At 39.2% G+C, this 12,944-nt stretch carries 13 protein-coding genes; 4 read left to right on the plus strand and 9 right to left on the minus strand.

What is annotated here, in order from left to right:
• Positions 1–269: 269 nt before the first annotated feature.
• Both ACFQIC_RS14765 and ACFQIC_RS14770 read left to right on the plus strand, forming a co-directional pair.
• On the plus strand, positions 270–1,391 hold the full coding sequence (locus tag ACFQIC_RS14765) for an amidohydrolase (protein WP_204712198.1): 1,122 nt from the start codon (positions 270–272) through the stop codon (positions 1,389–1,391).
• Positions 1,392–2,015: 624 nt separating this feature from the next.
• On the plus strand, positions 2,016–2,567 hold the full coding sequence (locus ACFQIC_RS14770; RefSeq protein WP_204712200.1) for a GNAT family N-acetyltransferase: 552 nt from the start codon (positions 2,016–2,018) through the stop codon (positions 2,565–2,567).
• An 18-nt stretch (positions 2,568–2,585) separates the two neighbouring features.
• Here the strand turns inward: ACFQIC_RS14770 and ACFQIC_RS14775 are convergent, their stop codons facing one another.
• Positions 2,586–3,257 carry a DUF3298 and DUF4163 domain-containing protein gene (locus ACFQIC_RS14775; RefSeq protein WP_204712215.1) on the minus strand — a complete coding sequence of 224 codons (672 nt, stop codon included), beginning with the start codon at positions 3,255–3,257 and terminating at the stop codon, positions 2,586–2,588.
• Between the two features lie 179 nt (positions 3,258–3,436).
• Here ACFQIC_RS14775 and ACFQIC_RS14780 point away from each other — a divergent pair, with 179 nt between their 5' ends.
• The gene (locus ACFQIC_RS14780) at positions 3,437–4,255 is read left to right on the plus strand and encodes a GNAT family N-acetyltransferase (protein ID WP_204712217.1); all 819 of its coding nucleotides are present in this window, start codon (positions 3,437–3,439) and stop codon (positions 4,253–4,255) included.
• Between the two features lie 559 nt (positions 4,256–4,814).
• Here the strand turns inward: ACFQIC_RS14780 and ACFQIC_RS14785 are convergent.
• Positions 4,815–5,657, minus strand: a complete 843-nt coding sequence (locus ACFQIC_RS14785; RefSeq protein WP_204712219.1) for a VOC family protein — start codon at positions 5,655–5,657, stop codon at positions 4,815–4,817.
• Between the two features lie 144 nt (positions 5,658–5,801).
• Between ACFQIC_RS14785 and ACFQIC_RS14790 the strand changes: the two genes are divergently transcribed.
• Positions 5,802–6,161, plus strand: a complete 360-nt coding sequence (locus ACFQIC_RS14790) for a Lin0512 family protein (RefSeq protein ID WP_204712221.1) — start codon at positions 5,802–5,804, stop codon at positions 6,159–6,161.
• Positions 6,162–6,200: 39 nt separating this feature from the next.
• On the opposite strand, the gene ACFQIC_RS14795 is transcribed toward ACFQIC_RS14790, so the two are convergent.
• From ACFQIC_RS14795 to ACFQIC_RS14825, 7 genes are all read right to left on the minus strand, one after another.
• Positions 6,201–6,854, minus strand: a complete 654-nt coding sequence (locus ACFQIC_RS14795) for a TraR/DksA C4-type zinc finger protein (RefSeq protein ID WP_204712223.1) — start codon at positions 6,852–6,854, stop codon at positions 6,201–6,203.
• Between the two features lie 424 nt (positions 6,855–7,278).
• Positions 7,279–8,415 (minus strand): bifunctional cystathionine gamma-lyase/homocysteine desulfhydrase, encoded by a 1,137-nt coding sequence (locus tag ACFQIC_RS14800; protein WP_204712225.1) that lies wholly within the window; start codon positions 8,413–8,415, stop codon positions 7,279–7,281.
• A 5-nt stretch (positions 8,416–8,420) separates the two neighbouring features.
• A complete protein-coding gene (locus ACFQIC_RS14805) occupies positions 8,421–9,338 on the minus strand; it encodes a PLP-dependent cysteine synthase family protein (RefSeq protein ID WP_204712227.1) in 918 nt (305 codons plus the stop codon).
• A 22-nt stretch (positions 9,339–9,360) separates the two neighbouring features.
• Positions 9,361–9,819: an S-ribosylhomocysteine lyase gene (locus tag ACFQIC_RS14810; RefSeq protein WP_204712229.1), complete on the minus strand. Its 459-nt coding sequence runs from the start codon at positions 9,817–9,819 to the stop codon at positions 9,361–9,363.
• Between the two features lie 6 nt (positions 9,820–9,825).
• Positions 9,826–10,467, minus strand: coding sequence for a class I SAM-dependent methyltransferase (locus ACFQIC_RS14815; RefSeq protein ID WP_204712231.1), 642 nt, complete (start codon positions 10,465–10,467; stop codon positions 9,826–9,828).
• Positions 10,468–11,156: 689 nt separating this feature from the next.
• Complete coding sequence (locus ACFQIC_RS14820; RefSeq protein ID WP_390217314.1) at positions 11,157–11,342, minus strand: hypothetical protein; 186 nt, start codon at positions 11,340–11,342, stop codon at positions 11,157–11,159.
• Positions 11,343–11,725: 383 nt separating this feature from the next.
• Complete coding sequence (locus ACFQIC_RS14825) at positions 11,726–12,865, minus strand: DEAD/DEAH box helicase (RefSeq protein ID WP_204712233.1); 1,140 nt, start codon at positions 12,863–12,865, stop codon at positions 11,726–11,728.
• Positions 12,866–12,944 lie beyond the last annotated feature (79 nt).

Raw genomic sequence — 12,944 nt, forward strand, 5'->3', positions numbered from 1 at the left:
AGGATACCCCACCTTGTTTTTTTAAGCCTAAAACTTACTTACACAGACTATTGTACGTCATCCGCCAGCCTAAAGGAGGCTCAGCGCACGCCCACGGAAAGCGACTCCTTCCCCACCGCTCCTATCCCCACACCATTATCTCGGAATCGACTCTTCAATTATTTTTTTAATAACAACAGCTATATTTGGGTTGTGATTTTGTATGATCATTCAAGTATTATTATTCAATAGCCATTGATATAAGGGAAAAATAAGGAGGGATTCTCTCGATGCATACGGTAATAAAAAATGTCAGCATCTTTCCCATTACATCCTCACCGATTACTAATGGGATTGTCCATATTATTGACGGTAAAATTCACGACTTTGGAGAGAAATTACAATTTCCTGCACAAGCTGAAATTATTGATGGGAAGGGGCAGCACCTTTACCCTGGTTTTATTGACGTTCACACGCATTTAGGACTTTATGATGAAGGAACAGGATGGGCCGGAAGTGATGCCAACGAAACTATAGAACCAACAACACCTCACCTACGGGCAATTGATGGTGCTCACCCATTAGACCCTGCATTTTTCCATGCTAGAAAAGCAGGAGTAACAACAGCTCATATTATGCCTGGAAGTGCAAATATCATCGGAGGGACAACTTCTGTTATAAAAACAATCGGTCATACCATTAACGAAATGATTATAAAAGAAACCGCTGGATTGAAAATGGCTTTAGGTGAAAACCCAAAACGTGTTCATTCCCCTTCAAAAAATGCTTCCATTACACGACTAGGAATTATGGGGACCCTACGAGAAACATTTTACGCTGCTCGAAAAAGTTCCTCGCCAGAAGATTTACGAATTCAACCAATCATTAAGGCACTTAATCGAGAGATCCCTGTACGGATTCATGCCCACCGAGCTGATGATATTATTACTGCCCTTCGTTTTGCGGATGAATTTGACTTAGACTTACGAATTGAACATTGTACGGAAGGACACCTAATTGTAGATCAGCTCGCTGGTCGAGGTTTGCAAGTATCTGTTGGACCCACCTTTACTAGAATGTCAAAAATCGAATTACGCAATAAAACATGGCAAACCTATAAAGTGTTACATGAACATGGAGTACAAGTTTCTATAATGACCGATCACCCATACACCCCGATCCAATACTTAAACATTTGCGCTGCCCTTGCTGCGCGAGAAGGATTACCAATGGAAGATGCACTGCGGGGAATTACCATAACACCTGCCAAAAACCTCGGAATCGATGATCGTGTTGGCTCAATTGAAAAAGGGAAAGACGCTGACTTAGTACTTTGGAACGGAAATCCTTTTGAGTTTATGTCCCTACCTATTTGGACGATGATTGATGGAGAAATTGTATATCGACAGTAATAAAAAGAACCTATACCTATACTACTTTAAGATTGGACCGGAATCTCTGCTCGCTTTCCGCGGATGAACCAGCGAGTCGCGCAGGTGCCCCACCAATGAATGAGAGAAAGCAAAACAACATAGGAGGCTTATCAATTTTTGTCCTGATTAACTGAAGTTGCAGGAACGATAATGATAGGGTCTTTTGGGAGTTATATTATGCGATTTTGATTTAGTCGGGCGGGCGGAACGCATATCCACTCTTACGTTCATTCATTGATGGTAAGGGGAAACGAGGAACAATTTTCACCAAAACCGCTCGCAACGTACAAGCACACACAAACATTCTTGAACGTGCATAAATCCAGTAAAATTTAACTATTAAAAATTTCCAAAATGCCTATTCCTTTTTCGAAAAAAATCGATTAAAATGATCTTACTAACTTACAGTTACATCTACTATTGATCGACGTTTGAAGGGAAGGCAAATGGTGCGCCACCAGCTTTAATGCTGGTTCTAGTGGGTTCGATTCCCACCCCGAATTTTTGTGAGCAATTGATAAAAATTCGAGGGTGGTTTGAACCAACTGGCATGGAATTCCCACGGTCAGACTACCCTCCTATACCCATAAGGAGGGATTTTTCATGCTAAAAAAGCGTGACTTACACGATGTTCCAGCCCTGTTTGATTTGATGATACACCCAGAAGTATTCCCCTACGTTCGTCATAAGGCTTCAACAAGCGACGAGTTTTATTTCGTAACCAAACAAACGGTGGAAGCTGAAGAACGCCGTGAGTTAATTTCCCGGACGATCCTTGATGAGTGGGAGCAGCCAATAGGCACCATTAACCTTTTTGACATATATGAAAATAAGGGATTTCTAGCAACGTGGATCGGCCAACCATACTTTGGTAAAGGATATAATAAGATAGCAAAAGAGGCTTTCTTTGAAGAATTATTTTTCCAATTGGATATGGAGGGTGTATTTATGAAAATACGTCACTCAAATATTAGATCATTAAAAGCAGCACAAAAAATTCCCTACGTAGTGCTAGCAAATGACCAATATCCTGACATCTACAATTGGATTAATCGTAAAGAGGCCGCCTACGACCTTTATATGATAACAAAAGAACAGTATTTATTTCATTATTACGGAGAACAATCATCTGAGGAAGAAATCTTGGAAGCATAATAACTTATGCTTCCTTTTTTATACTACTTTAGGTACAGGTACACTTTTTTTATGTTGAGGTTTTTCTTTCTTAACTAAATCATAAGGGATGCTAATCTCAGGCGTCCCATAAACACCTGAAGCAATCTCATATTTATTAAACACTAACGTTATTTTCCCACCACTAATATAGAAAGCTGTATCTTCGCGAATACCTGAAAAAGATTGTGCGTCAAACGTATCCGGCTCACTAGATAATTTTTTTCTAACTTCTTGATTAAGCTTATCCATATGAGCAACATCTTTAAGATCTAAAAATACTCCGTTTTGGTGATTTTCAAAATTAATTGATTTTACTGAAGTCTGATATTGATTTCCTCTTGTTATATTCGAAGTCATAACCACTGAATAAATTTCATCATCTTCAATAACTAAAGACTCCTCGTAATATAAAACTGGAAAACCAATTGAATCTCCGCCTACTTTTTTCACTTCTTTTATTGTTTTATCAAGCTTGTCTCTTATTTCTCTATTTACTTCTTCTTCTAACTTCTTATTATCCAGACCATCAAAATCTGGGAAATCTATATGAATTTCATAATCCTGTCTTACATGATCTTTATGTTGTATATTGTAAACACTCTCACCATAGGTGATCATTGGTAAACTGCTCATAATGCTGACAATTATTACTGTCAATAACTTCTTCAACTTCAATCGTCTCCCTTCATAATCGCTTATTTTTAGTTTGACCATTTTTACGAATCTTATCGTAAAGAAATAGAGATCAAGCAATTACATGAGAATTAAATATTTTTCAAAAAAACATTGCGTTTCCATTTTCTTTTGATAAAATAAATACAATTTCTACAAAAAGGGGGGGATTGGTTGTGATACGAAGGCTCACACAAGAAGATGATAAATCTTGCCAGGAATTATTATCTCAAAAACCAGCAGAAAATTTATTTATTATCGGAGATATTGAAAATTTCGGCTATGAGCAAGACTTTCAAAAACTATGGGGGGATTTTGGTGAAAACGCAAGGCTAAAAGCCGTTTTACTAAAGTACCATAATAACTATATTGCTTATGCGGACGAAAATTTTGATGCTGAAGGATTTGCCGCTTTAATCAACCAGGACCCTGAATTTATGCAGCTTTCGGGTATGAAAGCCATTACTGAAAAAATCTTGCCGCACATTGTGCACTATCCAAAGAAAACTCGATCCCTATACTATGCAAAATGTAATCACATCAAAAAACTTGAAATGGAAGTCGATACAACTTACGTCAAACGTGCAACTGTAAACGACATACTCAGGCTAGTTGAACTGCAAAATCAAATTCCTGAATTCGAAGAGGATAGCAGCCGAGAGCATAGTATCAGAAAGGGCATGGAAAATAATTCTGCAAGAACTTATTTCGTAGAAGATGGTCCTAAAATGGTTTCCAGTGCATCAACTACTGCAGAAAACTCGATGTCTGCTATGGTTGTAGGTGTTTGTACACACAGTGACTATAAACAAAAAGGGCATGCTAGTGCTTGCATGAAAAAATTGTGTGAGGATTTATTATCTGAAGGGAAATTGCTTTGCTTATTTTATGATAATCCTGAAGCAGGATCGATCTACAAACGATTAGGTTTCGAGGATATAGGTATGTGGATGATGCACATTTATGAAACAGTTGAACAACCAACTTCTATATAACACTTAGGTTGAGACTAACGGGTCAATTCAGCATTTATTCTAACGAGAAATGAACTGTATAAATAGCAAACAAAAACGCTTGGATTTTTAATGCCCAAGCGTTTTTGTTTGCTATTTTCTTGTTAAACAAAATCCCCAGATTGTTTAATAAAAGAGTGGCGGTTCCGTTGCTTTTCATCGGAGAATGAGGGATGGGAAACCACTCGCTTTCTCGGACCTTCTTTCTTTCTTGAGGAAAACGGAACATAGGTAAAAGCATTCACCGATGCCGAGGTTCGTTCATTTCCACGTCGAATGGGGTGGCTTTGAAACGACGAGACTCCCGCGGGAGAAGGAGTTGTTTCAAAGCCACCCCTATCCCTTACACGGTGACGAAACCACAGCTATTATATCGGGAACGTTCCGACTTCTAAGATTCGTTGATGTTCCGTACCTCTTCTTCATGCAGGTCGTCGATGAAATGACGAGACTCACCGTACACCCACGGAAAGCGAATTATTTCCCCGACCACCTTCTCCTCCAACCGATGACGGAACAACCGTATTTTAATCAAACTTTTTTAATAAGTTAACAAAACAACATTTCCTGCTGGGTCGCGAACTGCTAAGCCTCGTTCCCCTTTTTCATAAGAGTAATCAGCTCGATACAACCGCCCAGCAATTTCACTCACATCTTCTTCTGAATGAGCATGCAATTGAAAGTGAAGTAATCCAGCAGCTTCTGGAGAACTCTGAGGAACTCCTTCACCGGCCCACGTATTTAAACCGATATGGTGATGATAGTCACCCGAAGCGACGAATAAAGCCTGATTCTCTACTTTAATTTTAACATTAAACCCTAAAAGGTCATGGTAAAAATAGGAAGCCTGCTGAATATTGTTAACGTGTAAATGAATATGCCCCATCACAGTTCCATCTGGTAAACCATTCCACTTCTTTGTTAATTTCAACAACTCTTGAACATCTAAAGGATCGGAAGCTAATGGTAAACTTCCATCTTCTTCTACTCTCCACTCATGTTTGGGACGATCACGATAAACTTCAATTCCATTCCCATCGGGATCTTGTAAGTAAATAGCTTCACTAAATATGTGATCAGCCGCACCTTGAATAGGTGCATCACAATCAATGTAATGACGAAGGGCTGTGGCCAATTCTTCTCGTGACGGAACAAGTATTGCGAAATGGAAAAGCCCTGCACGACCAGCCTGTTTCTTTACGGATGCTCCTTTTTGAATACGCAAGAACACGTGACCGCCTGCACCGAACTCAATTTGATCATTCGATATTCGCATGATTTTAAGACCTATCGTGTTTGTGTAAAACTTTTTAGAAACTTCAAGATCCGTTACTTGTATGGTAACCACTTTCACATAAGGTGACTCTAAGGTTGAATCATTCATTTTCTGTCCTCCTCCCACCGCTTACTTTTTGTAAGTTAATTTTATATAATTACTGAACAAATTTCAACGATTTTGACTTTTAAAACTCGTACAAAAAGGGTAACAATCTAATAAGCACAAGTTAAGTTATAGGAGGTTTTTATTATGGATCAACTAATGTTTGTTCAAACTGGTATGGGTATTGATGTGCATGGGCAAAACATAACCCACGCATCGGTACGTGCCATCAAAAATGCTATTCATACAAATTCTATGCCAGGTATTCGAATTGCACTTCCCGATCAGGATTTAAACAATATGAAAGTTAATGTTAAGCTCGCTTTACCTACAGATCAAGAGTTACTAGATGAAGAAGAAGTCAAAAAGGCCATTCCCTATGGACAAGTAACGATTGAAAAAGTTAAAGGCGGCATGTTAACAACTAGTGGTATCGTATTGGAAGACAAAGAAGATAAAAATGATCAAATGTTTATTGTTAATGCTTCGGTCGAAGTCGGTTACTAAAAAAGTCTGCTGGGATTTAAATCCCAACAGACTTTTTCTTTACTCTTCTTCTTCATGATTTTCATCGTATGCTTCTTTATATTTATCATAATGGAGATTACGTTCAAAGTTAACATTATCTTGACCTGTATAACCATTTATATCCGTAGAAACAAAGGGTTCAAATTCTTCCGTATATCCTGATCCCTCATCTTCTTCTATAGTTGAAGCATCGTCGTAAGTCATGCCTATTTCATTAAAAGAAGCAACTTGTTGATAGGGGTTTCTCCCACGATCATCCTCTTGATCAACTTCTTGCAAAACTTCCTCTTCAATACTGCGATCGTCAGGTACATGTTGATCAGCCGCATATTCTTTTAATGTTTTAGCTGTTGGAACTGCATCTAGTCTTTCTTGAGGGATTTTTTCCCCCGTTACTTCACAAATTCCATATGTCCCTTGCTTCATTTTATTTAAAGAATCATTGATATCTCCAAGTTCTTCTTCGATATGTTCGACTAAGGCCATATCCTTTTCTCTTTCATATAATTCAGACCCTGAATCAGCGGGATGATTGTCGTACTGAGATAATTCACCCGATGCCTGGTCGCTCGCAAATCCGCGCTTTTGACCATAATGGTTTTCATCAATTAACTTTTGTTCGATTTCTCTTTTTCGCTCTTCTAACTGAGCTTTTAAATGGGAGTAATCCATTGTGCTATTCCTCCTGTATCATTCTTGCTTATAGTTTGGCTACAGAGGACTTTATGTATTCACATTTCCAAAGTAATTAAGCGTTGATACTTGTTATTTATCGACATGTTAAGGTGACTTTTTTGATTTCATCAATAACAAAATGCCGTCAAAAGCTTTTATGTTGTTTTACTTCTCTTACGGTGTTAACTGGACGGGAATCTGCGAGACCCAAGCGAAAAAGGAAACTCGGCGGTTCGCTCGGAAAGTGAACAGATTCCCCCATCTAATCAACCATACCATCTGCGTACAGAACTTCTACTGCTCAGCTGGTAAGTCTAAATAACAATAAAAAAGGAGCATCAAATTGCCCTGCAATTCAATGCTCCTTTTTTATATTTTTAACTCCAAACGGAATTGCAGACGAACAGGACGCCTTTCTTCACTATTTACGCAATGCTTCCAAGAAATCCTCTTTTAGATCCTCAATATCTTCGAGCCCAATTGAAACCCGAACAAGTCCATCAGATATTCCAAGCTCCCGACGTCGATCAGCTGGGATCGAAGCATGCGTCATTTTCGCAGGCACGGAAATTAAGCTTTCTACTGCACCTAAGCTTTCGGCTAAGGTAAAGTATTTCACATTACGCAATACTTGATCAGCTTTTTCTCCACTTCCTACATCAAAAGAAATCATTCCACCATGTCCACGCGCCTGAGTTTTGTGTATATCATGCCCTTTATGACTATCGAGACCAGGATAATAAATGTTGGTCACTTCAGGAAGTTCTTGTAAAAATTCAACAAAGTCACGCGTATTGGTTTCAATTTCCTCCATGCGGATCCCTAACGTTTTAATTCCTCTCATAAGTAACCAGGAATCCTGTGGACCTAAAATTCCTCCAGTTGAGTTAAGGACAAAATGAACATCTTCAGCTAACTGCTCGGAATTAACTACGACGAGCCCCGCCACGACATCGCTATGTCCTCCCAAGTATTTAGTTGCACTGTGGATGACAATGTCAGCACCAAAATCAATTGGGTTTTGCCAATAAGGTGTACTAAACGTATTATCAACAATGAAGGATAACCCTTTATCTTTGGCAATATCAGAAACCTTTTTCATATCGGTAATTTTCAAAAGTGGATTTGTTGGTGTTTCTACATAAATTGCCCTCGTTCGATCAGTAATCGCTGCTTCAATGCTTTCTACATGACTCGTATCCACGAAGCTTGACTCAAGACCAAAGCGATTAATCACTTTTGAGATCATTCGATAAGTTCCACCGTAAACATCATCCGTGAAAATGACATGATCACCTTGATTATATGTCATAAGAACAGCGGTAATCGCTGCCATCCCAGAACCAAAAGCAAAACCAGCGTAGCCACCTTCAATTTCTTTAATCAATTCTTCCAAGGCAAATCGTGTTGGGTTCCCCGTTCGGGAATATTCATAACCTTTATGCTGACCTACTCCATCTTGTTCATACGTACTGACTTGGTAAATTGGTACAGAAACCGCGCCTGTTTTTTCATCACCGGTAATACCACCATGGATCAGCTGTGTTTTTTTCCTCATTCATTTCACTCCTCATAAATCCCTTGACTTAGGTAACGTTCACTACTATCCGGAAAAATAGTTACAATTCTAGTTCCAGGATTTGCTTGATTAGCTTCGCGTAAAGCTGCTTCAAATGCCGCTCCAGAGGAACTAGCTACGAGTAATCCTTCATTGACAGCCAGTTCTTTTAAACGTTGAAAAGCTAACTCATCAGAAATAGTATGAATGGCATCAAAATAATCTTCATCCATATAAAAAGGAAAAAACTCCATCCCAATTCCTTCGGTTCGATGAGGACCAGACTGACCACCATTTAGAATAGAGCCTTCTGGTTCAACAATAGATGTCTTAATTGCAGGGTTTTGTTCTTTCAAATAACGAGCCGTTCCCATAAACGTACCACCAGTACCTGCCCCAGCTACAAACACGTCGATTTCCCCATTTAGATCACTAAATATTTCAGGACCTAACGTATCAAAATACGTATTCGGATTGGCAATGTTATTAAACTGTTGAGGACTAAATGAATCTTTAACCTCTCCACATAACTCATTTGCCTTCTTAATGGCACCAGTCATACCTTCAGCTGTTGGTGTTTGGATGACATTTGCCCCAAGAGCCTTCATAAGCATTTGTTTTTCCATACTGAACTTCTCTGGAATAACGAACGTCACATTGAATCCTCTGCCAATTGCGGCTAGCGCGACACCAATGCCTGTATTCCCTGCCGTTGGTTCAATAATTGTTCCACCCGGTTTTAACAAGCCACGATCTACAGCATCATCAATCAGTTTTAAACCCAGACGATCTTTCACACTACCGCCTGGGTTCATATATTCAAGCTTCGCAAAAATTCTTGCCTGATTCGGAATCGTTGAGTTAGTGAGCTCAATCATTGGCGTATTGCCTATTAGTGATTGAACATTCTTAACGTATCCCATAAGGCTCTCCTCACCTTCTGAATTAAAAGACTTCTGTCCACTCATCACGTTTGTCTAGCAATTCACGTGCAAGTACTTTCGCTCCATCTAAACTATGGCTAGCGGCAAAGCCACACTGTACTTCATTACACGCTGGAACTTCGTCAGCTTCTAGTACGTCTTTTAACGTATTTTCCAACAGCTGAAGCACATTTTCGTAATTATCGTCATTCAAAATAGCTAAATAAAATCCAGTTTGACATCCCATTGGTCCGATATCAATAATACGACTATGATGATCACGAGTCTTTTCTGCCATTAGGTGTTCAAGAGAGTGAAGAGCTGGCATATCCATATGCTCTTTATTTGGCTGCTTTAAACGGATATCATATTTGTAAATTTTATCACCATGTTCCCCTTCGGTTACACCAACAAGGCGAACATACGGAGCTTTCACTTTGGTATGGTCTAGGTTAAAACTTTCAACGTTCATCTTTGTCATAAATTCTCATTCTCCTTTTTTAGCTTGAATAAGCCAAGCAAATTTGTTTATTTGTTTAAAAGATACCTCAAATCCTAGCTGGAGAAACATTTGTTCAAGATCATCTTGATACGAATAATACTCCGTTTGTAAATCCTGAGCTAAATTAAGAAACCCTTTTTGTTCAGCTTCTTGAATTAGTTTATTTTTGTAAGCTTCATTTCTAAATAGTGTATCGATAAAAATAATTTCTCCATCTATTTCAAGTTTATCATAATATTCTTTCAATACTAAGCGTTTCTCTTGGTCGTTAAGATGATGAAAAGCAAACGAACTTACGACAGAACGAATCGGCATCTCTAAAGCAGGAAAATGAATAAAGTCTCCTGCATAAATAGCTGCTTCTGGGCATTTAAGGTTCGCGATTCTCCTCATTTCTTCTGAGGGTTCAATTCCAACAACCACTTTATTTTGAGCAATAATTTTTTTAGTTAAATTAGCCGTTCCTACTCCAAATTCAAGGACAGGTGAAACTGAAAGATCAGCTAACTCTTGGAGCATTTTATCGTAACCCTCAAACACTTCCTTGTACTCTGGATCACTGCCTGAAACTGTGTCATCATAAGAGCTCGCCCATTCATTAAAAAGGTCGACAAACTCCACACCCATTTCACTCATCCCCTCATTCTAATAATCCTTATAGGTTAACTCGGGATTATAAATATACTTTATCATATTTCGATACACCGCTCAATGTTCTTACTTTCTAATGAATCTACCAAATTCTGCATCTTTTTGCAGTTAATATTTCGTCGATTTTTTAAATAAATACTGATTTCTTTATGAAGTGGATTGCTTAGTGGGCCTTCCTCCATAATGAAAACAGAGGGTAAACATGCTGTTATATCAACGGCTGCGTGCCGACTTCTAAGATTCGTTGATGTACCGTGCCTCTTCTTCATGGCAAGGGGGTCAGGGAAATGACGCATACCCGTCAAACTAACCTCAACATTTTCGTCATCCCTTTAATAAACGTCATCCTTCCTTGAAAGAAGAAATTTCTAGGGAAGGATGATTTTATGTGTGAAAAACACACTTGGCCGTGATTCTGAAAGACAAACAGCTAAAGAAACCGGCTTTTTGAATCGTTCCAGTACATTCAAGCCTGAAATTCTTGAGTCTCTGTACACGGTTAAAAGAAACAGCTTACATCATTTATGGAGCGCTATATCCTTTCAATAGTCTCCCGAATGATTATGCCGACTATCCGGAAATTTATGGTTTTGGAGTAAAGGTGCAGTTGGAATAAAAGAATGGCAGTTCCAGTGCTTTTTATCGGAGATGGAGATGAGAAACCATCAACCATCACTATGAAGAGTAGAACGTAACCCTTTTATGAAAATCGGGGGTGCTGTGTGAATAGTGCCATTTAAATGATCTACTTGTGCTATGAAATTGATCTGTACTATAAATTCAGAAACGGTCTTTACAAGGAGAAGTGGTGATGGATAGGCATACACACCAGGTAAGATCCTACCTTTCATATAAATACGCTATCACACCAGATTTTTAACAACTTATCTAATGACTCAATAGATCTGTGTGATGGCCATATTCTCTGGTCTGCATCAGGCTTCAATTGGCGTTATATCAGATATCTCATGCTTTAACAGGGGTGGTAGAACATCACGATTTCGATAGCAACATAGGGCAAGGGGCGGTGGGGAAGGGGGAGACTCCTGTGGGATACGCGGGTTAGATGAGACCCCGCAAGGCGCCAGCCTGAGGAGGCTCAGCGCACGCCCACGGAAAGCGACTCCTTCCCCACCGCCCCTTTCTCCACACCATGATCTCGGAATGGAGTCATCCACTATCCTTTCGATTAAAAAACACATAGCCCAGAAAAAGGACTATGTGCACCTATCCATTATTTATTATCTTCTCTTTTTCCTGGAGAAAGTTTTTCAATACTACGGCGTTGAAGTTTCTCTCCAATACCTTTTTCAATAACACTCAAGGCTTGCTTATCTTTAGGAGCAACAAAAGTAATAGCTAAACCTTTTCCACCGGCCCGGCCTGTTCGCCCAATTCGATGAATATAGCTATCTGCATCCTGAGGAACATCGTAGTTAAACACGTGGGTAACTCCTTCAACATCCAGTCCTCGTGCCGCTACATCAGTCGCTACTAAATACTGGATTTTTGCATCACGAAATCGTTTCATTACTTTTTCACGCTTCGCTTGTGAAAGGTCGCCGTGCAATTCATCAACTTCAAAGCCTTGACTTTTCAATTCACCATGCAATTTCATCGTTCTTCTTTTCGTACGGCAAAAGATGACGGCTAAAAACGGGCGATGTTCATTCATAATTTGTATGAGCGTTTCCTGTTTTGCTCGATCGGTGGTTTCATAGACAAGTTGCTTAATATCACTCAATGTCACCGTTTCTGCCTGAACAGTAATTTTTTCCGGATTTTTCAAATACTTTTTAGAAAGTGATTTTACTTGTTCAGAAATCGTTGCAGAAAAAGCGCTAGTCTGTCGTTCCTCAGGCGTTTGTCCTAAAATATCCGCCACATCAGGTAAGAATCCAGCCTCAAGCATCTGATCTGCTTCATCCAATACGACATAATCAACACGCTCAAGTGATATCGTCTCTCTTCGCAAATGGTCAAGAAGACGGCCTGGTGTAGCAACGACTATATGGGTTTGACCATTCAACTTCTTAGCTTGTTTCACGACATCTTGTCCACCATAAACAGCTAACACACGAACATCCTCTGAGCGGATTTTCTCCACTTCACTCGTAATTTGCAAAGCGAGTTCACGTGTAGGTGTAACGATTAAACCTTGGACGTATGACTGGGTTGTATCAATTTTTTGTAAAAGAGGTAAAAGGAAAGCGAGCGTTTTTCCTGTACCCGTTTGCGCTTTTGCTATCGTATCTTTCCCTGCCAATAATGCAGGAATCGCCTGCTCTTGAACAGGGGTGGGACTTGCTATCCCCTGGTGCTTTAACTTCTTAATTAACGATGGTTCTATTCCCATATTTTCAAACTGGTTCATAGTCTTCACTTCTTTCTAGTAAATACTTGTATCCTATTATTGTAACTGAATGTACAGATTATGAACATTTTTATTTTTA

This window comes from Halobacillus seohaensis (assembly GCF_042663045.1).
Classification (GTDB): domain Bacteria; phylum Bacillota; class Bacilli; order Bacillales; family Halobacillaceae; genus Halobacillus_A; species Halobacillus_A seohaensis.

What these genes read in the sequence shown, in the direction of transcription:
- ACFQIC_RS14765 (WP_204712198.1), top strand. Translation starts at nt 270, where the DNA reads ATGCATACGGTAATAAAAAATGTCAGCATCTTTCCCATTACATCCTCA.
- ACFQIC_RS14770 (WP_204712200.1), top strand. Translation starts at nt 2,016, where the DNA reads ATGCTAAAAAAGCGTGACTTACACGATGTTCCAGCCCTGTTTGATTTG.
- ACFQIC_RS14785 (WP_204712219.1), bottom strand. Translation starts at nt 5,657, where the DNA reads ATGAATGATTCAACCTTAGAGTCACCTTATGTGAAAGTGGTTACCATA.
- ACFQIC_RS14790 (WP_204712221.1), top strand. Translation starts at nt 5,802, where the DNA reads ATGGATCAACTAATGTTTGTTCAAACTGGTATGGGTATTGATGTGCAT.
- ACFQIC_RS14795 (WP_204712223.1), bottom strand. Translation starts at nt 6,854, where the DNA reads ATGGATTACTCCCATTTAAAAGCTCAGTTAGAAGAGCGAAAAAGAGAA.
- ACFQIC_RS14800 (WP_204712225.1), bottom strand. Translation starts at nt 8,415, where the DNA reads ATGAGGAAAAAAACACAGCTGATCCATGGTGGTATTACCGGTGATGAA.
- ACFQIC_RS14805 (WP_204712227.1), bottom strand. Translation starts at nt 9,338, where the DNA reads ATGGGATACGTTAAGAATGTTCAATCACTAATAGGCAATACGCCAATG.
- ACFQIC_RS14810 (WP_204712229.1), bottom strand. Translation starts at nt 9,819, where the DNA reads ATGACAAAGATGAACGTTGAAAGTTTTAACCTAGACCATACCAAAGTG.
- ACFQIC_RS14815 (WP_204712231.1), bottom strand. Translation starts at nt 10,467, where the DNA reads ATGGGTGTGGAGTTTGTCGACCTTTTTAATGAATGGGCGAGCTCTTAT.
- ACFQIC_RS14820 (WP_390217314.1), bottom strand. Translation starts at nt 11,342, where the DNA reads ATGAAAGGTAGGATCTTACCTGGTGTGTATGCCTATCCATCACCACTT.
- ACFQIC_RS14825 (WP_204712233.1), bottom strand. Translation starts at nt 12,865, where the DNA reads ATGAACCAGTTTGAAAATATGGGAATAGAACCATCGTTAATTAAGAAG.